19 protein-coding genes are annotated in these 23,407 nt (G+C 60.1%); 11 read left to right on the top strand and 8 right to left on the bottom strand.

Translation table 11 applies throughout. From position 1 onward, the window contains the following. The first annotated feature begins 23 nt into the window (after positions 1-23). On the top strand, positions 24-833 hold the full coding sequence (locus ACMG4M_RS01360) for a TlpA family protein disulfide reductase (RefSeq protein WP_035245826.1): 810 nt from the start codon (positions 24-26) through the stop codon (positions 831-833). Next, positions 830-1,375, top strand: coding sequence for a thiol:disulfide interchange protein DsbG (dsbG, locus tag ACMG4M_RS01355; RefSeq protein ID WP_414430589.1), 546 nt, complete (start codon positions 830-832; stop codon positions 1,373-1,375). The genes ACMG4M_RS01360 and dsbG overlap by 4 nt, the downstream gene beginning before the upstream one ends. Before the next feature lie 158 nt (positions 1,376-1,533). Here the strand turns inward: dsbG and ACMG4M_RS01350 are convergent, their stop codons facing one another. Genes ACMG4M_RS01350 through pyrR form a run of 3 tightly spaced genes read right to left on the bottom strand, consistent with a single transcriptional unit; the run spans position 1,534 to position 4,350 of the window. Then, on the bottom strand, positions 1,534-2,838 hold the full coding sequence (locus ACMG4M_RS01350) for a dihydroorotase (RefSeq protein WP_414430588.1): 1,305 nt from the start codon (positions 2,836-2,838) through the stop codon (positions 1,534-1,536). Beyond that, the gene (locus tag ACMG4M_RS01345; protein ID WP_035245823.1) at positions 2,807-3,820 is read right to left on the bottom strand and encodes an aspartate carbamoyltransferase catalytic subunit; all 1,014 of its coding nucleotides are present in this window, start codon (positions 3,818-3,820) and stop codon (positions 2,807-2,809) included. Before ACMG4M_RS01345 ends, ACMG4M_RS01350 begins: the two co-directional genes overlap by 32 nt. Before the next feature lie 2 nt (positions 3,821-3,822). Further along, positions 3,823-4,350 carry a bifunctional pyr operon transcriptional regulator/uracil phosphoribosyltransferase PyrR gene (gene pyrR / locus ACMG4M_RS01340; protein ID WP_035245822.1) on the bottom strand — a complete coding sequence of 176 codons (528 nt, stop codon included), beginning with the start codon at positions 4,348-4,350 and terminating at the stop codon, positions 3,823-3,825. Between the two features lie 258 nt (positions 4,351-4,608). Here pyrR and ACMG4M_RS01335 point away from each other — a divergent pair, with 258 nt between their 5' ends. Both ACMG4M_RS01335 and ACMG4M_RS01330 read left to right on the top strand, forming a co-directional pair. Beyond that, complete coding sequence (locus tag ACMG4M_RS01335) at positions 4,609-5,181, top strand: cytochrome b (RefSeq protein ID WP_414430587.1); 573 nt, start codon at positions 4,609-4,611, stop codon at positions 5,179-5,181. Between the two features lie 31 nt (positions 5,182-5,212). Continuing rightward, positions 5,213-5,803 carry a YceI family protein gene (locus ACMG4M_RS01330; RefSeq protein ID WP_035246275.1) on the top strand — a complete coding sequence of 197 codons (591 nt, stop codon included), beginning with the start codon at positions 5,213-5,215 and terminating at the stop codon, positions 5,801-5,803. A gap of 61 nt (positions 5,804-5,864) precedes the next feature. On the opposite strand, the gene ACMG4M_RS01325 is transcribed toward ACMG4M_RS01330, so the two are convergent. From ACMG4M_RS01325 to gshB, 5 genes are all read right to left on the bottom strand, one after another. Next, positions 5,865-7,247, bottom strand: coding sequence for a hypothetical protein (locus ACMG4M_RS01325; protein WP_414430586.1), 1,383 nt, complete (start codon positions 7,245-7,247; stop codon positions 5,865-5,867). Between the two features lie 26 nt (positions 7,248-7,273). Beyond that, the gene (ruvX, locus tag ACMG4M_RS01320) at positions 7,274-7,675 is read right to left on the bottom strand and encodes a Holliday junction resolvase RuvX (RefSeq protein ID WP_035245819.1); all 402 of its coding nucleotides are present in this window, start codon (positions 7,673-7,675) and stop codon (positions 7,274-7,276) included. A 180-nt stretch (positions 7,676-7,855) separates the two neighbouring features. Beyond that, positions 7,856-8,416, bottom strand: a complete 561-nt coding sequence (locus ACMG4M_RS01315) for a YqgE/AlgH family protein (RefSeq protein WP_035245818.1) — start codon at positions 8,414-8,416, stop codon at positions 7,856-7,858. Between the two features lie 313 nt (positions 8,417-8,729). Beyond that, entirely contained in the window at positions 8,730-9,605 is an 876-nt protein-coding gene (locus ACMG4M_RS01310) for an energy transducer TonB (protein ID WP_414430585.1), read from the bottom strand. Between the two features lie 64 nt (positions 9,606-9,669). Beyond that, positions 9,670-10,623 (bottom strand): glutathione synthase, encoded by a 954-nt coding sequence (gene gshB, locus ACMG4M_RS01305; RefSeq protein WP_349380122.1) that lies wholly within the window; start codon positions 10,621-10,623, stop codon positions 9,670-9,672. A 243-nt stretch (positions 10,624-10,866) separates the two neighbouring features. On the opposite strand from gshB, the gene pilG reads away from it, so the two are divergent. The 7 genes from pilG to ACMG4M_RS01270 all read left to right on the top strand — a co-directional run bounded on the left by pilG (position 10,867) and on the right by ACMG4M_RS01270 (position 23,378). Next, positions 10,867-11,250, top strand: coding sequence for a twitching motility response regulator PilG (gene pilG, locus ACMG4M_RS01300; protein WP_035245815.1), 384 nt, complete (start codon positions 10,867-10,869; stop codon positions 11,248-11,250). A gap of 32 nt (positions 11,251-11,282) precedes the next feature. Then, positions 11,283-11,651: a twitching motility response regulator PilH gene (gene pilH / locus ACMG4M_RS01295; protein ID WP_035245814.1), complete on the top strand. Its 369-nt coding sequence runs from the start codon at positions 11,283-11,285 to the stop codon at positions 11,649-11,651. 15 nt (positions 11,652-11,666) lie between these two features. Further along, the gene (locus tag ACMG4M_RS01290) at positions 11,667-12,215 is read left to right on the top strand and encodes a chemotaxis protein CheW (RefSeq protein ID WP_035245813.1); all 549 of its coding nucleotides are present in this window, start codon (positions 11,667-11,669) and stop codon (positions 12,213-12,215) included. A gap of 59 nt (positions 12,216-12,274) precedes the next feature. Beyond that, positions 12,275-14,299, top strand: coding sequence for a methyl-accepting chemotaxis protein (locus tag ACMG4M_RS01285; RefSeq protein ID WP_035245811.1), 2,025 nt, complete (start codon positions 12,275-12,277; stop codon positions 14,297-14,299). A gap of 31 nt (positions 14,300-14,330) precedes the next feature. Continuing rightward, positions 14,331-15,209 (top strand): CheR family methyltransferase, encoded by an 879-nt coding sequence (locus ACMG4M_RS01280; protein WP_035245809.1) that lies wholly within the window; start codon positions 14,331-14,333, stop codon positions 15,207-15,209. Between the two features lie 64 nt (positions 15,210-15,273). Then, positions 15,274-22,356 (top strand): Hpt domain-containing protein, encoded by a 7,083-nt coding sequence (locus tag ACMG4M_RS01275; protein WP_414430584.1) that lies wholly within the window; start codon positions 15,274-15,276, stop codon positions 22,354-22,356. Continuing rightward, complete coding sequence (locus ACMG4M_RS01270; RefSeq protein ID WP_414430583.1) at positions 22,353-23,378, top strand: chemotaxis protein CheB; 1,026 nt, start codon at positions 22,353-22,355, stop codon at positions 23,376-23,378. The genes ACMG4M_RS01275 and ACMG4M_RS01270 overlap by 4 nt, the downstream gene beginning before the upstream one ends. Positions 23,379-23,407 lie beyond the last annotated feature (29 nt).

The raw sequence follows: 23,407 nt of genomic DNA, 5'->3' as shown, positions 1-23,407 counted from the left end.
TGCAGGTAGAAGGATCACCCCCTTTGGACGCCATTCTGATCGGCCCGCTGGCGCTGCCAGCGGGCACTGTTGTTGCCCTGATTACCTTTTCCGCCGCCGTACTGGCCAGCCTCTGGTGGCAGTGGCGCGGCAAGCCGGTAGAAAAGTGGCTGTGGCTAATCACTCTGTCAGCCTTGGCTGGCGCCCGTCTGGCCTTTGTGTTGCGTTACCCCGAGCAGTATTCCGGCCTTTTGGCCATGCTGGATATTCGCGATGGCGGCTGGTGGTGGCCCGGGGCACTCGCAGCCCTACCGGTCGCGATTCTGAGCTTATGGCGTCGACCGGCCCTGCGGCTGGCGTTGCTCTCCAGCGCCGCAGTGGCATTAATGGCATTGGCCATTTCCCTGGCCACCCTGCGCGCCATGACACCCGAGCCCGTCCCCATGCCGGACATCACTCTGGAAAACCTGCAGGGCACGCCCATACCCCTCACGCAAGTGGCACAGGGACCAACCCTGATCAATCTTTGGGCCACCTGGTGCCCACCTTGTCGGCGGGAAATGCCGGTGCTGGCCAGCGCCCAGTCGCGCTACCCCAATGTTCGCTTCGTGCTGGCCAATCAGGGGGAAACCGCCTCGGCCGTGCGGGATTACCTGATACAGGCCGACCTGCATTTTGATCTGCCGCTGCTGGACCCATCGATGGCACTGGGTCAACATGCTGGCAACGGTGGCCTGCCGCTGACCCTGCTGCTTGATGGCGACGGCAACGAGCTGGCCCGTCACTTCGGTCCTCTGTCCCGGGCCAGCCTGCATCACCTCCTTACCACTCACCTGGATGATCCTCGCCCATGAGAATGCTCACCTTGCTGGTCACCATGCTGCTACCACTATCCGCTCTGGGCGAACAAGCCGACATGGAAAGCCTGCTCGCCCGGCTGGAGAGCAGCAGTTGGGTGGCAGAGGGAGCCGAAGACCCGCAACGGGTGGCCTATGTGTTCACCGACATGGCCTGCCCCTACTGCGCCGTGCTATGGGAAAACATGCAACCACTGGTCAACGACCCGGATAACACCCTGCAGGTGCGCCATATCATCGTCGGTATGATCCACCCCAAGCGCAGCTTTACCCAAGGTGGCGCCATCCTCGCCGCACCGGACCCGGCAGTGGCACTGGCCGAGCACGAAGGCCACTTTGACGACGGCGGTATCCGGCCGCTGGAGCGGGTTCCCGACGCCATCCGCAGCCAGATCCACAACAACACCGCCCTGATGATCGGCTTGGGCCTGCAGGGCACCCCGGCACTGGTGTTTGAAGATTCACAGGGACGCTGGCGGCTGGCACCGGGGGTCGTTGGGGAGGAAGCGTTGCGGGCGGAGGTGTTTCAGCTTAATTGATAATTGAGAATGGATAATTGATAGCTCGCGGGACTACCCTGGTGGGCTCTTAAACGCATGAGGCCGCGCCCAAAATCTGGACGCGGCCTCATGCCTTTTAAGATCAACGCGGCGCTTATTCGCGAGCTATCAATTATCCATTCTCAATTATCAATTGCCTAATCACTTAGCCAACTCACTTTCCCCTGACACACCGTCAGCTTCACGTTGCCCTTGAGCACCGCGCGCCGCCAGGGGGAGTTGTTGCCGGCGGACAGCCAGTGTTCGGTGTAGTCTTTATCGGCCTCGGCATCCAGCACGCAGAGGCTGGCCGGGCGGCCGGTTTCCAGTTGGCCGGCCTGAAGCCCCAGGCAGCGGGCCGGGGCGGCGGTGATGGCATCCAGGGCGCGCGGCAGTTCCAGCTTGCCGTCGTTCACCAGTTGCAGCACCAGGCCGAGCAGGGTATCCAGCCCGGCCATGCCCGGCTTGGTGGCCGGGAAGGGTGCCGCCTTGCTGGAGGAGCCGATGGGGGTGTGCTGGGAGCAGATGGCATCGATAGTGCCGTCGGCCACCGCCTCCAGCAAGGCCTCGCGATCGGCCGCACTGCGCAGCGGCGGAATCACATGGCAGTGACTGTTGAACCCTTCCAGGGCCGACTCATCCAGCAGCAGGTGCTGGATACTCACATCCGCCGTCACCGGCAAACCGCGACGCTTGGCCGCGCGCAGCAGGCGCAGGGACTCGGCACTGGAAATCTGCTGGAAATGGGCGCGCACGCCGGTGGCTTCCACCAGCAGCAGGTCCCGGGACAGGTCGACACTTTCCGCCACCGCCGGAATTCCCGGCAGCCCAAGGCGGGTGGCCACTGCGCCTTCATGGGCACAGCCACCGGCGCTCAACGCAGAATCCTGGGGCCGGAACATCACCGGCAAATCAAAGGTGGAGGCGTATTCCAGGGACCGCTTGAGCACCAGGGCACTAGCCACCTTGCGCCCCGCATTACCCACCGCGATACAACCCGCCCTGGCCAGGGTGGACATTTCCGCCAGCTGATCGCCGGCCAGTCCCTGGGTCATTGCAGCAATGGGCATGATCCGCGCAAACCCGGCCTGGCCGGCCTGCTCGCGAATCAGCCGCACCACGGCGGTGGAGTCCACCGGGCCACAATCCGGCTGGGCCACCAGGTGAGTGATGCCACCGGCGGCGGCGGCGCGGGTTTCGCTGGCGATGTCACCGCTGCGACCGCTGCCCGGCAGAGACAGATGCACGCAGGCATCCACCAGCCCGGGCAGCACCCAGTGGCCTTCCGCTTCCACAATGTCTGCGCCGGGCGCATCCAGGCTGGCGCCGATACGCACCAGGCGGCCGTTTTCGATCAACAGATCGGCGATTTCGTCACGGCCACTGGCCGGATCGATGACCCGGCCCTTGCGAATCAGGATATTGGCTTTCTTACTGGCCACGCTCACCTCCCGTGCGGCCATGGGCGCTGCTTTCCTGGCCGCTGATGGCCATGGACATGACCGCCATGCGCACCGCAATACCGAAGGTCACCTGGTTGAGAATCACCGAACGGGGCCCGTCGGCCACTTCCGAGGCGATTTCCACACCCCGGTTGATGGGCCCGGGATGCATGACAATGGCATCCGGTTTGGCCAGTTGCAGCTTGTCGTTGTTGAGCCCGTAGAGGCGGAAAAACTCTCCCTCACTGGGCAGCAGGGCGGAATCCATGCGTTCCTTCTGCAGGCGCAGCATGATCACCACATCCACGTCTTTCAGGCCCAGGGCCATGTCGGTGAACACCGTCGCCCCCAGGGATTCTGCCTCTACCGGCAACAGGGTTTTCGGGCCGATCAGGCGCACTTCATCGGCGCCGAGGATATTCAGGGCATGGATCTGGGAGCGCGCCACCCGCGAGTGCAGGATGTCACCGACGATGGCCACTTTCAGGCCCTCGAAGCCACCCTTGTAGTGGCGGATGGTGTACATGTCGAGCATCGCCTGGGTGGGGTGGGCATGGCGCCCGTCACCGGCATTGATCACCGCCACATTGGGGGTCACTTCATTGGCGATAAAGAAGGGGGCGCCGGAATCCTGATGACGCACCACGAACATGTCCGCCGCCATGGCTTCCAGATTACGCAGGGTATCGAGCAGGGTTTCACCCTTGCTGGTAGCGGATTTGGCAATATCCAGGTTGAGCACATCGGCGCTCAGTCGCTGGGCAGCCAGCTCGAAGGTACTGCGGGTGCGGGTGCTGGACTCGAAGAAGAGGTTGACCACTGTCTTGCCGCGCAGCAGCGGTACCTTCTTGATCGACCGGCCGCCCACGTCCACAAAGCTGGCGGCGGTATCCAGAATGTCTTCAAGGAGAGAGCGGGGCAGGTGCTCGGTAGTCAGAAAATGGCGAAGCTTACCGTCTTCGGTAAGTTGTACGCGGGAGGATGGCGCAAGCGTCGGCGTCATTCTTAAGACCTTGTCTCTGTTTCATCCTCAACCACCAGATTGCGAATCTCGGCAACCAACGGAGAGGGCCCGCGTAATTCTACCCGCTGATGGGGGGGCAATGCCAAAGTTTCACCACAGATATCGGCACGAATTGGCAATTGCCGGTGACCAATATCGAATAACACCACCAGGGCAATCGACGCCGGGCGACCGAAATCGAACAGTTCGTTCATGGCGGCACGGATGGTGCGGCCAGTCATCAGCACATCGTCCACCAGCAGAATATGCTGGCCATCCACCTCCAGGGGCAGCTTCGATGGAGACACGGTACTTTTCAGCCCCCGGGTATCGAAGTCATCCCGGTAGAACGCCGGGTTCAGGGTGCCCATTGGCAGCGGCTTGGCCAGCTTCTCGTTCAATGCCTGGGCCACCCAGGCGCCGCCGGACTCGATCCCCACCAGCAACGGCGACGAATCACCGTATTGTTCGGTGATGGCTTTGGCCATGGTTTCCAGATGTGTCTGTAGTTGTTGCTCGTCCCAGCTCAAGGGGCTCTCCTGCTCTGTGTATGGCGATATCCGACGTTCGCCCTGCAAGCATGGCGCCTGCCGGAGAAAGAATAAAGGCCAGGACCCGACAAACCTTCAGGCCAGGTGATCAAACCGTTCAGTTTTTTGGGATGGCAGTAACACCCCGCCAAGGTGAGGATGGCAAAGCCGTCGCCGGTAACGGTAAGTTTTGTAAAGGGCGGAACCCGGCTAGCGGGCAACACTCCAATCATCAGGAAGATCGGGTAGGGTACAGGGATGCAACTGCGCAACGACTCACAACGCTTCGGCATCATCACCATCGCACTGCATTGGCTGGTGGCGATGACGGTGGTGGGCATGTTTGCGCTGGGGCTTTACATGGTCGACCTGACCTACTACCACGACTGGTACCGCAGCGCGCCGCACCTGCATCGCAGCGTGGGCATCCTGCTGTTTCTGGTGATGGGCGCCCGCCTACTGTGGCGGCTGATTTCTCCACCCCCGAAAGCCCTGCCCACCCATCAGCCCTGGGAAAAAATCAGCGCCCACCTGACCCACTGGGCCCTGTATCTGTTGCTGTTCACCGCCATGATCAGCGGCTATCTGATCACCAGCGCCGACGGGTCTGCCATCGATGTATTCAACTGGTTTGCCGTACCCTCTATGACCGGCGACCAGAAGGGCCTGGAAGATCTTGCCGGAGACATCCACGAGATTGCCACCTGGGCGATCATCATCCTCGCCGGCGTGCATGCCCTGGCCGCGCTCAAACACCACTTGCTTGATCGGGACGACACCTTGCGCCGCATGCTGGGCAAAGCGCCCCGTGACCCGGACAACCTTTCCTGACAACCTTTAATCCAAACGGAGTTCGATGCTTATGTTGACGCTAGCAAAGAAAATCACCATTCCCGCCCTGGCACTGCTGCTCAGCAGCATGGCCTTTGCCGATAAACCCGGCGGCACCTATGCGTTTGATAAAAAGGGCGCTCACCAGTTTGTCATGTTCAAGATTTCCCATCTGGGCTACAGCTGGTTGTACGGCCGCTTCAACGATTTCGACGGCAGCTTCACCGTGGACGCGGACAACCCGGAGAACAGCAGCGTGCAGGCCACCATCCAGGTCGCCAGCCTGGACAGCAACCACGCCGAGCGTGACAAGCACCTGCGCGGCGATGACTTCCTCGAGGTAGACGAGTACCCCACCGCCACCTTCAAGAGCACAAAGATTGAAAAGACCGGCGAAAAAACCGCAAAAATCACCGGCGATTTCACCCTGCATGGCGTCACCAAGCCAGTCACCCTGGACGCCAAACTGCTCGGCTACGGCGATGATCCCTGGGGCGGTTACCGCATGGGCCTGGAAGCCTCCACCACCCTGAAGCTGGCGGACTTCGGCATCACCTATGACCTGGGCCCGGCATCGGAAACCGTGGAGATTATTATTTCCGTGGAAGGGGTTCGGCAGTAAGGTTCTGAAGTAACAAAAGCCAAGAACTGCAGGAGCCATGCTTGCATGAGCTCCTGCATACTCAGAAAGGACGCCCGAGACGTATAATCTGATCTCTATCTTGAGGAAAAAGCGGGTCTAGAAAAACTCCTTCCTTATCTCTCGGAAAGCGCCTATCGGGAATAAATGTGGCCACACCCGAGATATCATCACGAAAGAGGACCTGGTGCTCGATCTCCTCCCTTTCAACACTACGAGAAAAAAGACTTATCTTGGCAAGCTTTGCATCTGAATATTGGTATTCCCTTCTTTTCCGATCCCGGACATGAATGGATTTTACTTTATCTCCATCATAGGTGAACTCGCGCTCCGGATTTTCCTGTGTATCAAGCATTGACAGAAGCTGGCCGTTTTCGTCGTAAACAAATTCGGGGAACCCTTCGACCACGTCATCAATGCTGAACCATATTTCGTCATTACCTGCACCAAGGAAGATCTCCCCGATAGGCTTCTCTTCTCCATCAAAGACATAAACCTTCATCAACTGATTCGAAGCAGGTGGGTTCTGGCTGGCTTCACTCACCTGCAACTCACCTTTTTCTGGAAGCCAGGTTAATGTCCGGTAACGGGTATCAATATAGCTATCATTGTCACCATAGCGATCAATGATCACCCGGCTTTCCAGATCTCCGGGCAACCACTTGGCCACTTTTTTCTGGTAGCCATTGCCGGAATAGACGGCAATATTCGGCAGGCTGACGGAATCCGAATATTCGGGAGATGGATCTACCGTGACAACAAATTCGAAACCGGCCTGCGAGTCTCCCGATAACTCGGTGGTTTGAATGTGAGAAAGAAAAGGGGGCGCCGTTGTTATCTGATCATTCTCTCCGTAGAAAACCACATGCTGGGATTGCTTCCAGCCGCCGTACTCCAGCGCCTGCTGGCTTATCGTCATCCTGTAACCAAGTTGGTACCTGGCTGGACAAAATGCCCCCTTGCAAAGCACTTCTTCCCTAACGAGTTGCTTTCCTTTCCAGCGCGGACACACTGAAAGTCGACCGTCACTTTCAATATCAAGCTGTTGAAGGGCGAAATTCCCATCACCATTTGTTCCCATGTTTTGCACTACGGACAGAAGCGCAGGAGGGAGAGGGTTTTTAGATGGCTGATATCGGCATGTCAGGCCTCCCGCACGCACATCATCGCCTGTCCCCCATCGGCCATCAGTACCCGGATCCACAACAAACCGGGATCGAATAACATTGCTTACGCTGTAGTCGAAAACCTGCATACCTTTAACATCGCCACCCTCCCGGTAGGTCACGGTATCGGGAACCGGCGCATAGGACCCGGTAGCAGATTGACCATCACCGCCGCCACCGCCACCGCCACCGCAGCCTGCAATCAGAATTGAAAGAACAACCACAAGGGTCAACGACTTAACTTCCGTTTTTTCTCTCAAACCTGTTTTCCCCCATATAATTGGTATTAAAAAACCTGTGCCTCGCCCGCGAAGAAGCCTTCGGCAATAATCACCGCTGCCATGGAATCCACTCGCGAGTCGGCTTTCTGGATCCCGGTACGCTCCCGCGCTTCACGGGTGCTCAAGCGTTCATCCACCAGCCACACTTTCATGCCGAACCGGCCTTTCAAACGGCCTGCAAATTTCTTCGCCCGCGCCGTGGATTCGCTTTCGCTGCCATCCATGTTCAACGGTAGACCCACCACCAGCTCCTCCGGCTCCCACTCTTTCAGCAAGGCAGCAATGTCATCCCAGTTGGGTTGGGTGTTCTTGCAGGAGAGGGCTTTCAGGGGCGTGGCAGTACCCAGCAGACTGTTGCCACTGGCCACGCCGATTTTTTGTGTGCCGTAGTCGAAGGCCAAAATCATGGAAAACCTAATGGATAATTGAGAATGGATAATTGATAACGACGCGGATATAGCGGCGATATTGATAGCCAAGGCATGAGGCCGCGACCAGGCTTTGGTCGCGGCCTCATGCCTTGATGACTCTTACTGCGCATAAACGCGCAGCTATCAATTATCCATTATCAACTATCAATTGCTTATTCAGCTGTGCCCCGCCTGGGTCGCAATCAGACTCATATCCACGCCGATTCGAGCCGCGGCGGCTTGCCAGGTTTGTTCGAAGGGGGTGTCGAGAACGAGCTCACGGCTTGCCGGGGTGCTGAGCCAGGTGTTTTCCACCAGCTCCTGCTCCAGTTGACCGGCGTCCCAGCCGGCATAGCCCAGGCAGATCAGCGATTGCTCCGGCCCTTCGCCGATGGCAATGGCTTCCAGAATATCGCGGCTGGTGGTCAGCATCAGGCCATCGCTGAGCGGCACACTGGATTGCCAGTGCGTCGACGCCGCATGCAGGACAAACCCCGCCTCTTGCTGAATCGGCCCACCTGCCACCACCCGGTGACGCTCGGACGGCGGCACTTCAATCTCGATGTCCATGTCGCTGAGAATATCACCCAGACTGATCTGCACCGGGCGGTTGAGGGTCAGCCCCATGGCCCCCTCGCTGCTGTATTCGACGATATAGGTGACGGAATGTTCGAAGTTGGGGTCAGCCATCTGCGGCATGGCCACCAGCAACTGATGTTTGAGGGTCGTATTGTCCATGGGAACAGTATCCGGGGCAGGAGGGAGCGCTGCAAGCGTCGGGAGGCTAGATAGGAGCCCTTTCCCGGTATCGGGCAGATTCCCTGCAGGGCGAAACGTAGCGAATACGCCTCTCAAGGTGCGAATGTAGGAGCACCTCTCGAGGTGCGAATCCGAGCGACAGCGAAGGAAACGTATAACGGTAACCACCGGATTCTTCTAAAGACACCTGTCGAATGCTGACAGGCCTGATCACCCTGCGGGCGATTTCCGCGCAAGCGCGGTTCGCGCCTCGAGAGGCGCTCCTACAGTTGCGTTGTAGCGAGCGCGGGCTTTATTTCGACGACACCCGCTGGTTTTTGTCGAACTTCCAGGTGCGGATGATTTCCAGCACATCCATGTTCTTGCGCATCTCTGGGGTGAAGGTATCGAAGGGGGCCGCGAGACGCACACTCTGGATGGCGGCCTGGTCCAGGAACTTGTGGCCGGAGGATTTCAGCAGGCGTACTTCCTTGAGCTGGCCATCCTTCTGGATCGCTACCACCAGCCGCACTGCACCGAAGGTATTACTGTTCAGCGCCCGGGACGGGAAGTTGCGGGTGCCCATGGCCTCCACCTCGCGACGGAAGTTGTCGATGTACTGGGCTTCGTAGTGGGCCTTGGCGGATACCGATGTCAGGCGGCGAATGCGCGGACGTTTCGCATAGGCCTGTTTCTGGGCATCCAGGCGGGCCTGCAGGCTGGCGATCTCGCGGCTCAGGTCCTGCAGGTTCTCCTGCTTGGCTACCTTGAACGGTTTGGGATCGGTTTTCTCCTGCTCGTCCGCCTTGATTTGGTGATCGCTGGTACGGGCGGTGGTGATGACCAGCAACTGGGACTGGCGGTCACGACGCTCACGGGTGGTCTTTTCCTTGAGCTGCACCTTGTCCAGCTTGTTGTCGGCGAAATCCACCTGCTCGGTGGTGGTCAGCTCCTGCTTCTCGGCCAGATCGCCGGAACCCTGCTGGTTGCTCTGGGCAATAAAGTCCGCCTCATCCGGCTCGTCATCGCTGCGATGCTGGGACAGGGTGACTTCCAGGGTATGCGGGGCGGCGCGCTGCTTCTCGGGGGCAAAGCTGACCCCGAAGATGAGAATGCCGTGGAACGCTAACGCCAGGAACACCGTAAAGGTGAGGCGGTCGGAGGCGCTGACGGGTGAATTGGCTGCCATGATTTCTTCTTTTTGTTACTGCCTTTAAACGGCCAGGGAGTGTGCCCCGGACCGTACTCATCGTCTATGATGGCTGCCGCAACTCCAGCAACATGTCGAACAGCTGACCGGCAATGTTGATGCCGAAGATCGCGTCCAGCTCGCGAATGCAGGTGGGACTGGTCACGTTGATCTCGGTGAGATAATCACCGATCACGTCCAGGCCCACGAAATACAGCCCCTTGCGCTTGAGCGTGGGGCCCACCTGCTCACAGATCCAGCGATCGCGGTCGGTCAGCTCGCGGCCCTGACCAGTGCCGCCGGCGGCCAGATTGCCACGCAGCTCACCTTCCTTGGGGATCCGCGCCAGCGCATAGGGCACCGGCTCGCCATTGATCATGAGGATGCGCTTGTCGCCCTCGGTGATCTCCGGCACGAAGCGCTGAGCCATGATCGGCGTCTTGCCGTGCTGTGTCAGCACCTCGATCACCACCGAGATATTGGGGCTGTCCTGGCGCACCCGGAAGATATTGCTGCCACCCATGCCATCCAGTGGCTTCATCACAGTGTCACCGAACTCCCGTACAAAATCGCGCAGCAGCCCGGACTGGCTGGAGACCAGCGTCGGAGCACAACACTGCGGGAAGTCAGTGGCGAACAGTTTTTCGTTACTGTCGCGGACACTGCCAGGCCGATTCACCACCAGCACGCCTTCACGCTCCACCTTTTCAAGCAGGTAGGTGGCGTAGATGTACTCCGCATTGAACGGTGGGTCCTGGCGCATCAGGATAATATCCAGATCGGCCAGATCGTAATTCACGGCGTCGGCCAGACGGTACCAATCGTCGTTATTGTCGCTGACGGACAGTGCCCGAGTGGCCGCAAAGGTGCGACCATCTCGCACGTATAGATCCGCCGGCTCCATGTAGAGCAATGACCAGCCACGTCGTTGCGCTTCCAGCAGCATGGCGAAGGTGCTGTCTTTCCAGGGTTTGATTTTGGCGATGGGGTCCATCACCACACCAATACGCAGACTCATGGGGTCTCCACAGACATCGGGATCAGGCCGGGCAATGTTAGCAGCGCTGACTGCCCACCGCTATGCAGGGATGCGCGGGGCATTTTCTCAAGTTTCATAGGGTCTTATAGATTGATTGTAGAATCTGTGTTAAAAACTTCGCTTGGGCTTGTCTCGCTACACCCCCGCCCATCGAATTACTAGAAAGGCCAAAAATTACAATAAGTTGCGGCCAACAACGGTTCACGGTTAAAGGCAGTTTCCATGACTGACAATTTCCAAGACCTCAAGGTAATGGTGATCGACGATTCCAAAACCATCCGTCGCACCGCGGAAACCTTGTTGAAGAAAGCAGGTTGTGAAGTGATCACCGCCACCGATGGCTTCGATGCCTTGGCCAAAATCGCCGACAGCAAACCCAATATCATCTTCGTCGACATCATGATGCCGCGCCTTGACGGGTATCAGACCTGCGCCCTGATCAAGAACAACAGTGCCTTCAAGGCCACCCCGGTGATCATGCTGTCATCCAAGGACGGCCTTTTCGACAAGGCCAAGGGGCGGATAGTGGGGTCCGACGAGTATCTGACCAAGCCGTTTTCCAAGGACGAGCTTCTCGGCGCGATTCGACAGCATATCAGCGGTTAAGCGACAGCGTCGCTGAGCCTGAAGAGGATAAGATGGCACGTATTCTGATTGTGGATGACTCTCCCACCGAAACCTACAAGTTGCGGGAGATACTCGAAAAGCACGGCCACGAGGTGCTCGAGGCCGCCAATGGAGCCGATGGCGTCGCCATGGCCCGCTCCGAGCTGCCCGAACTGGTTCTGATGGATGTGGTAATGCCGGGCCTTAACGGCTTCCAGGCGACCCGCCAGCTCACCAAGGGTGCCGATACCGCGCACATTCCCATCGTCATCGTAACCACCAAGGATCAGGAAACCGACCGTGTCTGGGGTAAACGCCAGGGCGCCAAGGACTACCTGACCAAACCGGTGGACGAGGATGTGCTCCTGCAAACTGTCGAGCGCATGCTGGCCGACGGCTGATATTCGGAGCCCCTGATGAGCGCAACTGCTTCCGCCGCCTATATTCAACTGGCCGACTACAACCGTCGCTGCCGCGAGCAGGCCAAAGACCTGCCTATGCAGCAGGATGCGGTCAGCTACTGGAGCGGCGTGGGCTTTGTGATGGATGGCAAGAAATACGTGGCACCGCTGGATGAGGTTTCCGAAATCCTCTCGGTGCCGGCCTACACCCGCATTCCCGGCGCACGCAGCTGGATGAAGGGCGTGGCCAATGTCCGGGGCCGGCTGATGACCGTGATGGATCTCAGTGGCTTTCTGGAAAAGAATTCGCCGGTCCAGGAAAAGCGCCGACGGTTGCTGGTCCTGGACCAGGATGACTTGTACACCGGCATGACGGTGGACGAGGTACTGGGGATGCAACATTTCCCCATTGATGAATTTGTGGAATCACTGCCGGTCAGCGATGCCAGCGTCACACCTTTTGTGCGCGGCGCCTACCGGCGGGACGGGGAGTACTGGTCCGTGTTCAGCCTGACCCGGCTGGCAGAGGATCCGCGCTTTATGCAGGTCGCCCGCACCGGCTGAGCTGTATATAAGCATTTGGGGTACATAAGAAGAGCGAACGCCAGGCCAGGAGCCAGACTATGAAGTTCAATTCGGGAGCAATCTTTGACAAATTGCGGGGGGGCGCGGAAGGCAGCACGCTGAATATCGCGCTGTACATCGGCCTTGCCGTCTTTATCGTTCTGGCGGTGGTGAATTTCCTGCTCTCCGCAACCACGGCGAACCAGGCCCAGGAGAATATTACCCTGGCCTCTGATATGCGGGTTATCTCCCAGCAGATCGCCAAAAACTCCCTTGAGGCCGCTGCCGGTAACGCCGACGCCTTCGAATTGCTGGCCAAATCCCAGCAGAGCTTTCAATCCGCCTGGGATGACGTTAAAGACGAACCGGTCGACAATACCGAGGTGAAAGAACGTCTGAGCAGCCTGTGGTCCGAAGTGAACAGCAACGCGGGCATCATCCTGCGCGGGGAAGATACGGTTCTGGATCTGCACGAAGTGGCAGACACCCTGGCCCAGACCATTCCTTCCCTGCAGGCAGAATATGAAGGCGTGGTGGACATTCTGGTGGCCACCGGCGCTGAGCCGGATCAGATCGCCTTTGCCCAGCGTCAGTCCCTGCTGGCCGAACGGATTCTCAGCTCTATTTCCAAAGTGCTGGAAGGTGGCGACGGCGCGGTGATTGCGGCGGATGCCTTTGGTCGTGATGCCAGCCTGTTTGGCCGGGTCATGAACGGCATGATCGAAGGCGACGAAGCCATGGGCATTGACCAGGTCAACGACCCGGATGCCCTGGATTACCTGGCCGAGATTGCCGACCTGTTCGACGAATTCGTTAACCAGTCCGTGGATGAAATCCTGGAAACCGCTCCCGAACTGTTCCAGGTACGTAACGCGGCCGACACCATCTTCCGTCGCTCCCAGGATCTGCTGCAGGAATCCAGCAACCTGAACACCCAGTTTGAAGGCTCCACCAACACCTTCTTCCCGTCAGTGACCCTGGGTGGCTTGTCTGCTGCCATCGCGGTACTGCTGTTCTTCCTGATCATGGCCCAGCGTAACCGTCAGGCGGCAACGCTGAAGGACGAGCTGGAAAGCGAGAACCAGCGTAACCAGGCGGCGATTCTGCGACTGCTCGACGAACTGGGTGACCTGGCGGACGGCGACCTGACCGTACAGGCGACGGTAACCGAGGACTTCACCGGTGCCATCGCTGACTCCATCAACTACTCCATTGACCAGCTGCGCAGCCTGGTACAAACCATCAACAACTCGGCGGTACAGGTGGCCTCGGCCGCCCAGGAAACCCAGTCCACGGCGATGCATCTGGCCGAAGCCTCCGAGCACCAGGCCCAGGAAATTGCCGGCGCCTCCGCCGCTGTGAACGAAATGGCGGTGTCCATTGACCAGGTATCCGCCAACGCCGCCGAATCGGCGGCGGTAGCGGAACGAGCGGTAGCCATCGCCAACAAGGGCGCCGAAGTGGTACAGGCCACCATCCACGGCATGGACACCATTCGCGAACAGATCCAGGAAACCTCCAAACGGATCAAGCGTCTGGGTGAATCCTCCCAGGAAATTGGCGACATCGTATCCCTGATTAACGACATTGCCGACCAGACCAACATCCTCGCCTTGAACGCCGCCATTCAGGCGTCCATGGCCGGTGAAGCCGGGCGGGGCTTCGCGGTGGTAGCGGATGAGGTACAGCGACTGGCGGAACGTTCCGCCGCCGCGACCAAGCAGATCGAGACCCTGGTAAAAACCATTCAGACCGATACCAACGAGGCGGTAATCTCCATGGAAGCCACCACCGCCGAGGTGGTAAAAGGGGCCCGTCTGGCGCAGGACGCTGGTGTGGCACTGGAAGAAATTGAGAACGTATCGAAAACCCTGGCGGACCTGATCCAGAACATCTCCAACGCGGCGCGCCAGCAGGCAGCGTCTGCCGGTCACATTTCCAACACCATGAACGTGATCCAGGAAATTACCTCGCAGACCTCCGCCGGTACCACCGCGACTGCGCGATCCATTGGTAACCTGGCCGAGATGGCGCAGGAGATGCGTAACTCTGTTGCCGGCTTCCGCCTGCCGGAGCACTCCTGATCCGGCTCGCGCCGGCTAAAGGAGTGATGCTATGGGTGCTGCAGTGACAGACCGCTGGTCCATCAAAAGCACGCCCGCCATGGATGCGGAGCAGTTCCAGCTATGGCAGGCGTTGCTGGAAGAGCGCACCGGCATGACCCTGTCCAACGAGCGCAAGACCTTCCTCGAAACCAGCTTGAGCATTCGTATGCGCGAGCTGGGCATCGAAGACTACGACACCTATTACGAACACCTGATGGTGGGCTCCACAGAATCCCGGGCCATGGAATGGTCGGTACTGGTAGACCGACTTACCGTGCAGGAAACCAGTTTTTTCCGCCACCCAAGCTCCTATGCCCTGGTGGAGGAATTCGTACAGCGCTTCAAGGCCGAGCAGCCCGACGGTGCCAGCCTGGATGCGTGGAGCGTGGGGTGCTCCACCGGCGAGGAAGCCTATTCCCTCGCCATGATGATCAATGAGCAGCTCAACGGCGGCGGCCGCAAACTATTCTACGGAATCACCGCCACCGACATCAGCCTGCCCACCCTGGCCAAGGCCCGCAAAGGGGAATACCCGGCGCGCCGGGTACTGCAGGTGGACCCGCTACTGCGGGAGAAATATTTTCAGCCCTGCGGCAATGAACAAACTCTGGCCGTGACGCCAGTATTGCGTGAGCGCATCTGCTTTGCCCGGCTCAACGTGCTGGATCTGAGCAACGCGCCAATGAACGACATGGATCTGATTTTCTGCCAGAACATGCTGATCTACTTTCGCCGCTGGCGGAAACGCCAGATCGTCAACCGTCTGGCGGAACGACTCGCTCCCGGTGGCATTCTGGTGCTCGGTCCCGGGGAAGTGACCGACTGGCAACATCCGGATCTGGAACGTATACATTTCGCCGATACGCTGGCCTTCCGGCGCTGTCGATAAGCGCTGTAGATAATAAAAAAACCTGCCCGCAGTGACGGCAGGTTTGAGTATGACAGGAGACGTCATGAGTGACCGTCACGACTATCTGGCTCTGGACTGGGTTCGCGGGGAGATCCAGGAAACCCTGAACCAGGCGCAGCAGGCACTGGAAGCGTTCGTGGATACCCCGGACGACGCCACCCGCATGCGTTTTTGCCAGGCCCATCTGCACCAGGTGTACGGCACCCTGCAAATGGTGGAGTTCTACGGTGCTGCTCTGCTCGCCGAGGAAATGGAAAAGCTGGCCCAGGCCCTGCTTGAAGGCCGGGTAGGCAATGTGGGGGACGGCCAGGAAACCCTGATGCGGGCCATCTTGCAGCTGCCCCCCTATCTGGATCGGGTAGCCACCAACCGTCGTGACCTGCCGGTGGTGCTGCTGCCGCTACTCAACGACCTGCGCGCCGCCCGCGGCGAACCGCTGCTGTCGGAAACCGCCCTGTTCAAGCCGGACCTGACCGACGCCACCGGCAGTGGTCAGATACCGGATGACCTGCTCAACGATCCCCGTTTTATTCAGCTGGCCAAGAAAATTCGCCAGATGTTCCAGATTGCCCTGCTCGGCGTGCTGCGCAACGACAACATGGGTGAGAACCTGGGCTATATGGCCAAGGTCTTTAGCAAACTTGAGCAAGTCACTGGTGACGCTCCGCGTGCCCCGCTATGGGCCATCAGCAACGCCCTGGTGGAAGGCCTGTCGGAAGACGCCATTACCCTGGGCACCTCGGTAAAACTGATGCTCGGTCATGTGGACCGCAACCTGCGTGAACTGGTCATCGACGGCGCCAATAGCCTGAACCAGCCGGCGCCCACCGAACTGATCAAGAACCTGCTTTATTACGTGGCCAAGGCAGAGGTAGACAGCCCGCGCATTCGCGATGTCAAAGCCCGTTTCCGCCTGGACGATGCACTCCCTTCCGATGACCTGGTCAACGCAGAACGGGCCCGCATGACCGGCCCGGATGCCGAAGCCATGAATTCCGTCGTGAAGGCCCTGTCCGAGGAAATCACCACCGTCAAGGATGCCCTGGAAACCTTCGTCCACAGTGGCGAAAGCGACGCCAGCAAACTGCAGCCGCAGACGGTCACCCTGAAACAGGTAGCCGACACCGTGGCAGTGCTTGGCCTTGGCCAGCCTCGCACCCTGGTAGAAGAACAGCTCCACGCGGTGGAAGACATTGTCGCCGGCAAACGTCCCGCCGAACGCGAAACCCTGATGGATATCGCCGGCGCCCTGCTTTATGTGGAAGCCACCCTGGCGGGTATCAGCGGCGGTGACCGTCGCGGCAAGTCCTACCCCGGCGACCAGAGCGACATGCCCGGCCACGTGGGCCAGGCCATGGATGCGGTACTGCGCGAATGCCGTGCCGGCCTGGAAGAGGCCAAGGACGGCATCGTCGAGTTCATTGCTTCCCAGTGGAACCCGGAGCACCTGGAGCCGGTGCCGGAGCGACTCAATGCCGTGCGCGGCGGTCTGGAAGTGATCCAGCTCAGCAAGCCTGCGGTGATTCTGCGCCAATGCGTGCTCTTCATTCAGGAAAAGCTGCTTGACGCCGACCAGCCCAAACCGGACTGGCGCAGCATGGACACCCTGGCCGATGCCATCACCTCGGTGGAGTACTATCTGGAACGTCTCAGCGACGATCCGGAAACCACCGACGATATCCTGCAACTGGCCCGTGCCAGTGTGGACGCTCTCGGCTACCCGCTGGAGCAGGGCAGTGATTTCGGCAATGACCAGTTCGAAGTGGAACGCATTGAGCTGGACGCAGAGGCCCGGACTGACAGCCACACCGTCGACGAGTCCATCTCTTTGCATGCTGAGCCTGATGCCGACGACAGTCTCGACGGCGACGATCTGCATGAAGACTTCGCTTTGGAAGAAGCTTTCGACGACAGCAACGATGCCCTGCAGGGCAGCCTCGACAAAGGCGACCGCACTCTAGAAATTACCGGGCCGGCCTCCACCGAACAGGAAACACAGTCCGCTTCGCAGGAATCCGACGACGAGCCGCAACCGGTCGCCGAGAGTCCCTCTGACGATGATGACGATCTGATCGATGACGAAATCATCGAAATCTTCCAGGAAGAAATCAGCGAAGTCCTGGACGCGCTGGATGAATTTTTCCCGCGCTGGGCCGCCAACACCAGCGATGAGGAATCCCTGGTGGAATTCCGTCGCGCCTTCCACACTCTGAAAGGCTCCGGCCGCATGGTCGGTGCCAGCACCGTGGGCGAGCTGGGCTGGTCCGTGGAGAACATGCTTAACCGGGTCATTGACCGCAGCATTGAACCAACTTCGGTGCTGATTGCGCTGGTACAGGAGGTGCGCAATCGCGTTCCCGCTCTGGTGGATGCCTTTACCCTGCGACAGCCAGATCCGTTCGATGTGCAACCGCTGGCCGACGCCGCCGACACCCTGGCCGCCGGCGGCCAGATTGATCAGGTACCGGCCATCACTGGCAGCGAAACCAGCAAGGCTGACAACCAGACCGACTTTGCTGCACTCGGCGATGACACGGAAAGCGACGACACGCTGGAAATCCCCTTGCCCGCGGACAGCGATTCGTTCGCGGAAAGCAGCACCGACAATGACGATAGCCTGTCCATGGAGGATCTGGCTGCCTTCAACGACGCCTCCGACGATAGCGATGCCCACCTTGCCTGGGAAGACAACGACGATATCGATGATGGCGCCATCGAATTCAGCCTGCCTGATGAAGAAGCAGCCGAACCCGCCAGCGAAACCGCGTCCGTAGATAGCGACAGCGCCGACAACGGTATCGACAGTCTTTCTGACATTCCGGACATGAGTGACGGTGACGACGCCGCAGCGGATGCCGACGGCGAGGAGGGACCCGACCCGGTGCTGCTGGAGATCTTCGCCAGCGAAGCCCGTCGCAACCTGGCACTGATAGATGAGTGGCTGGACACCGTAGACCCGGATTTATCCGAACACACCCTGGACGACAGCGTCCACCGCGCTCTGCACACCCTCAAGGGCAGTGCCCGCATGGCGGAAATCGAAGCGGTGGCGGAAGTGGCGGAACCGGCTGAAAAACTGGTCCGCGACCTGATCAGCAGCAACCGCCGGATAACCACCCAGCAGGCCGGACTGCTGCGACAGGCTCATCGCCTGGTGCTCAACAACCTGGAACAGCTCGCTCAACCCCATCTGCCCGGCGCCGATGCCCTGATCGCCGCGCTACAGCAACACCGCGACGGGCTGGCCGACCAAAATGACTCCGGCCCGGATCCACACATCCTTTCCGTGTTCCTTTCCGAAGGCATGGACCTGATCGTGGACGCGGAACAACTACTGGACCAGTGGGCCCAGCATCCGGAACAGACCGAAGAACTGGTAAAACTGCGCGACGAACTGCAACTGCTTTCCAGCAGCGCCACCACCGCCGGTCTCAACGAAATTCACGCCCTGGCCGCGGCCCTGGCCGCCTGCTACAGCGCGGTGGAATCCGGCCGCCTGGCTTGCAGCGAACAGATGCTGTCGCTGGCTGGTGAAGGCCAGGATGCTCTGGTCAACATGATGGACTGCCTGGCCGCCGGCCAGACCGTGCGCCCGGAACTGGGGCTGGTGGATTCGCTTCACGAACTGGCAGAAAACAGCGGCCCGGACGGCGATGGCCCTGGCCCCGGCGGACGTTCACCACACTGGGACGATGCCTTCTCTCACAGCAGCGCGGATCCCCAGGCTGTGGATAGCACCCCGGATACCAACAGCTGGGCCAGCAGTGGTGAATATCAGGCCCACATGGATCCGGAACTGGTCAGCCTGTTCCTGGAAGAGGCCGAAGAGATTCTGGAATCCGCCAGCCATACCCTGGACCAGTGGGAACAGGGAGATGCCGGCAACGTGGATGGTCTGCAGCGGGACCTTCACACCCTCAAGGGGGGGGCCCGCATGGCCGCCGTGGCCCCGGTGGGCGATCTGGCCCACGAACTGGAAAATCTCTACGAAGCGCATCATAACGGCCAGCAACAAACGGACCCGGCCCTGTTTGCCCTGTTGCACCGTTGCCACGACCGGCTCGCCGAAATGATTGACGCCCTGCGCGGCGGCAGAACCCCGGACGACGCCCCGGAACTGGTCAGCGCCATCCAGGCTTTCCTGCGCGGCGACCGCACGCCGGACACCAGTGCCTCCCTCGACAGTGAACCCCAGGCTCACGAAGCCGCTTCCGACTTTGCCGAAGACACCGGCAGCCCCGCGCCCGTTGCGGTTGAGGACGCGCCCGCCACTCCGGCGCCCCCTCAACCGGAGCGTGACCCGGAGCTGGTAGAAATCTTTCTGGAAGAAGCTGACGAGATTCTGGAATCTGCCGGCAGTAGCCTGGAGCAGTGGATCGGCGAGCAGGACAACCTGATCGAACTGCAATCCCTGCAGCGTGACCTTCACACCCTCAAGGGTGGCGCGCGCATGGCGGAAGTCAGCGAACTGGGCGATCTGGGCCACGAGCTGGAAACGCTTTATGAAGGCCTGGCGCAAAGCCGTCTGGCCATTGAACCGACCCTGTTCGATCTGTTGCATCGTTGCCACGACCAACTGGCGGAAATGGTAGAGGCACTCAAGGCCGGCCGGCCGCTGCCCCAGGGCGACACCCTGATCCAGGCGATCCACGGCTATGTGGCCGACCCGGCAGGATTCAGCCTGCCCGCTGTTGCGTCTGCTGCGCCAGCACCCGCAGAAGCTTCGCCAACGACGCCGACCAACCGGGAAGAACCGACGGCCACCCGCGAACAGCCGGACGAGGATTACAGCGACTGGGAATCGGACAGCGACCCGGAAATTCTGGAAATCTTCCTGGAAGAGTCCGATGAGCTGGCGGAAATCATCGATGCCTGCCTGACTTCCTGGAAAGACCACCCGGAAAGCACCGATTTCACCGATGACCTCAAACGCGCCCTGCATACCCTCAAGGGCGGCGCACGACTGGCCGGCCTGAAGCCGCTGGGCGACATCAGTCACGACTTCGAAACCTATCTGCTACAGCTGGAAAGGCGCCGCGAGGCGCCCACCCAGGAAGATTTCCAGCCCATGATCAACTGGTACGACCAGATTGTCCGGGGCATGGAATCAGTGGCCCGTAGCGCCCGCCGCCAGCCCGTCACCGCCCCGCAAGAGAGCGGCACGGCCATGGCACCGGCGGCCGAGAAGCCACAACCGCAACAGCCAAAACAGGATGACCGCCGCCAGCGTCAAAATCAGGCGCAACCCCAGGAAATGGTGCGGGTCGGGGCCGACGTTCTGGAAGCGCTGGTGAACCTGGCCGGGGAAACCTCCATCAACCGCGGCCGGGTAGAGCAGGGGATTTCCGAGTTCACCTTCAACGTGGAGGAAATGGGCAACACGGTACAGCGCCTCTACGAACAGCTGCGCCGTCTGGATTCGGAAACCGAAGCGCAGATCATGTCCAATTATCAGCAGGGCGTGGAACGGGGTGAAATCGACGAAGACTTCGATCCCCTGGAAATGGATCAATACTCCGAGCTGCATCAGATCACCAAGCAGCTGTCGGAATCCGCCTCGGATTTGCTGGATCTGAAGAACACCCTGCTGGACCGCACCAAGGACACCGAAACCCTGCTGCTGCAGCAATCGCGGATCAACACCGAGCTACAGGAAAAACTGATGCGCACCCGCATGGTGCCCTTCAGCCGCTTGGTACCGCGTCTGCGCCGTATCGTCCGGCAGATTTCCGGTGAAGTGGACAAACGAGTGGAATTCGATGTGCTCAACCCGGAAGGCGAACTGGACCGCTCCCTGATGGAACGGGTGGTCGCCCCGCTGGAGCACATGCTGCGTAACGCCGTGGATCACGGCATCGAAACCCGCGAAGGTCGACAGAGCGCCGGCAAGAACGACTCCGGCCGCATCAACCTGGAACTGGGCCGCGAGGGCGGCGAGGTAGTGATTACCCTGTCCGACGATGGCAAGGGCATCGACACCGACGCCGTGCGCACGAAAGCCGTGGAGCGCGGCCTGATCGCCCCGGACGCGCAACTCTCCGAGCAGGAAATCCAGCAGTTCATCTTCCATGCCGGCTTCTCCACCGCCGCCGCTGTCACCCAGATTTCCGGCCGTGGCGTGGGCATGGACGTGGTGGCCAGCGAGATCAAGCAGATGGGCGGCTCGGTGACCATCGATTCCCACAAGGGGCAGGGCACCCGTTTCATCATCCGTCTGCCGTTCACCCTGGCCATGAACCGGGCCCTGATGGTGAAGGCGGCGGAAGATACCTACGCCATCCCGCTTAACCAGATCGAAGGTATCGTGCGTATCAGCCCCTTCGAGCTGCAGCACTATTTCGAGGAAGACAACCCGGTCTACACCTATGTGGGCCAGGACTACGAACTGCAATACCTGGGCAATTTCGTCCACGGCACCCGCAGCCCGCACCTGGAAAGCCACACCACTCCCATGCCGGTACTGCTGATCCGCAGCACCGAACACACCGTGGCCATTGTGGTGGACAACCTGGTGGGTTCCCGGGAAGTGGTAGTGAAATCAGTCGGCCCGCAGCTGGCATCGGTGGCCGGCATCAGCGGTGCCACCATCCTCGGGGATGGCTCCGTGGTGATCATTCTCGATATCCACTCGCTGATCCGTGCTGCCCACGTACAGGTGCCAACCCTGGGTGTCGCAGACATTCCGGTACTGCCCCAGGAACCGGTGCAGGAAGACGAAGAAGCCGAGTCCAAGCGCGATACGCCGTTGGTCATGGTCACCGATGACTCGGTGACTGTGCGCAAGGTGACAACTCGCCTGCTGGAGCGCAATGGCTACGAAGTGGTCACTGCCAAGGACGGCATGGATGCCATCGCCAAGCTGGAGGATATCCGCCCGGATGTGATGCTGCTGGATATCGAGATGCCACGTATGGACGGCTTCGAAGTCGCCACCCACGTGCGCCACGACAGCCGCCTGCAAGACGTGCCGATCATCATGATTACCTCGCGCACCGGCGAAAAACACCGCGAACGGGCCTTCGATATCGGCGTGAACTGTTACATGGGCAAGCCGTTCCAGGAGAACGAACTGCTCTCCACCATTCGTGAACTGCTGGGCGAGTTGCAGGAAACGGGTAACGAATGACCGCACCGGGCCGGGTCGGCGTGATCGCCGACAGCACATTGCAGGGCCACCTGCTGTCCAGCGCAGTGAAGAGTCAGGGCTACCAGGTGGTCGTCAACACCGATCCGGAAGCCCTGGAAAAACGCTGGCTGGAAGAGGGTGCTCTGGATCTGTGGGTGGTAGACCTGTCCAGCGAGGATCGCTGGCAGGCTTTTCTGGATAACCTGCTGGAAGACGCCGCCGCCCCCATTTTGTTCTGTGATGGTCAGGCCCCGGCGCGTACCGATGCCCGTTACCCGAAATGGGAACGGCGGCTGGTGACCAAGCTGGTGGATTACATCGGCAAGCCGGCCGTAGAAGAACGGCTGGAAGTGATTCCCCAGCGCCCGCCACAGGTAAAAATCCCCACCCCGCGGGAATTCGAGACCATTCGCCCCGGCGACCGCCCCGAACGGGTCTGGGTACTGGGGGCCAGCCTGGGCGGTCCGGCAGCGGTAAAACTGTTTCTCGACTGCCTGCCGGCCAATCTGCCGGTGGCCTTTGTACTGGCACAGCATATCGACGACAGTTTCCTCGACACCCTGTGCGGCGTGCTGGGCCGTGACAACAACATTCATTGCAAGGTGGGTGTCGACGGTAGCGCCCTGCGTCATGGTGAACTGGCCATCGCGCCGGTGGAATACGCGGTGAAATTTCGCCACGACGGTCGTATCCAGTCCACCGGCCAGGCCTGGGAAGGGCCCTATGCACCGTCCATTGATCAGGTGATACAACATGTGGGCGAGGGCTTCGGCAACGCCTGCGGCGCTATCCTGTTTTCCGGCATGGGCAATGACGGCGCCATCGCCGCCCCCCGGCTGGCGGCCAGTGGCTGCCCCGTGTGGGCACAGAGCGCCGATACCTGCGCCGTCAGCAGCCAGCCCGATTCTACCCGTGAGACGGGCTGCGTCAGTTACAGCGGCTCTCCGGAACAGCTTGCACGACAGCTGGTGGAACGGTTAAGAAGAGAATTAAAAGCAGAAGTAAAGAAGCCGGGTGCCTGACACGGGTTACTGCATACTCCGGCTTACAC

Source organism: Alcanivorax sp. IL3 (assembly GCF_047495465.1).
GTDB classification, from domain to species: Bacteria; Pseudomonadota; Gammaproteobacteria; order Pseudomonadales; family Alcanivoracaceae; genus Alcanivorax; species Alcanivorax jadensis.
Note: the sequence above shows the minus strand (reverse complement) of the source record. Positions and strands in the feature narration are given on the sequence as shown.

Excerpts from the sequence above, each read along its gene's own strand:
- dsbG (WP_414430589.1), top strand. The coding sequence starts at position 830 with ATGAGAATGCTCACCTTGCTGGTCACCATGCTGCTACCACTATCCGCT.
- ACMG4M_RS01350 (WP_414430588.1), bottom strand. The coding sequence starts at position 2,838 with ATGGCCGCACGGGAGGTGAGCGTGGCCAGTAAGAAAGCCAATATCCTG.
- ACMG4M_RS01345 (WP_035245823.1), bottom strand. The coding sequence starts at position 3,820 with ATGACGCCGACGCTTGCGCCATCCTCCCGCGTACAACTTACCGAAGAC.
- ACMG4M_RS01335 (WP_414430587.1), top strand. The coding sequence starts at position 4,609 with ATGCAACTGCGCAACGACTCACAACGCTTCGGCATCATCACCATCGCA.
- ACMG4M_RS01330 (WP_035246275.1), top strand. The coding sequence starts at position 5,213 with ATGTTGACGCTAGCAAAGAAAATCACCATTCCCGCCCTGGCACTGCTG.
- ruvX (WP_035245819.1), bottom strand. The coding sequence starts at position 7,675 with ATGATTTTGGCCTTCGACTACGGCACACAAAAAATCGGCGTGGCCAGT.
- ACMG4M_RS01315 (WP_035245818.1), bottom strand. The coding sequence starts at position 8,416 with ATGGACAATACGACCCTCAAACATCAGTTGCTGGTGGCCATGCCGCAG.
- ACMG4M_RS01310 (WP_414430585.1), bottom strand. The coding sequence starts at position 9,605 with ATGGCAGCCAATTCACCCGTCAGCGCCTCCGACCGCCTCACCTTTACG.
- gshB (WP_349380122.1), bottom strand. The coding sequence starts at position 10,623 with ATGAGTCTGCGTATTGGTGTGGTGATGGACCCCATCGCCAAAATCAAA.
- pilG (WP_035245815.1), top strand. The coding sequence starts at position 10,867 with ATGACTGACAATTTCCAAGACCTCAAGGTAATGGTGATCGACGATTCC.
- pilH (WP_035245814.1), top strand. The coding sequence starts at position 11,283 with ATGGCACGTATTCTGATTGTGGATGACTCTCCCACCGAAACCTACAAG.
- ACMG4M_RS01290 (WP_035245813.1), top strand. The coding sequence starts at position 11,667 with ATGAGCGCAACTGCTTCCGCCGCCTATATTCAACTGGCCGACTACAAC.
- ACMG4M_RS01285 (WP_035245811.1), top strand. The coding sequence starts at position 12,275 with ATGAAGTTCAATTCGGGAGCAATCTTTGACAAATTGCGGGGGGGCGCG.
- ACMG4M_RS01280 (WP_035245809.1), top strand. The coding sequence starts at position 14,331 with ATGGGTGCTGCAGTGACAGACCGCTGGTCCATCAAAAGCACGCCCGCC.
- ACMG4M_RS01275 (WP_414430584.1), top strand. The coding sequence starts at position 15,274 with ATGAGTGACCGTCACGACTATCTGGCTCTGGACTGGGTTCGCGGGGAG.
- ACMG4M_RS01270 (WP_414430583.1), top strand. The coding sequence starts at position 22,353 with ATGACCGCACCGGGCCGGGTCGGCGTGATCGCCGACAGCACATTGCAG.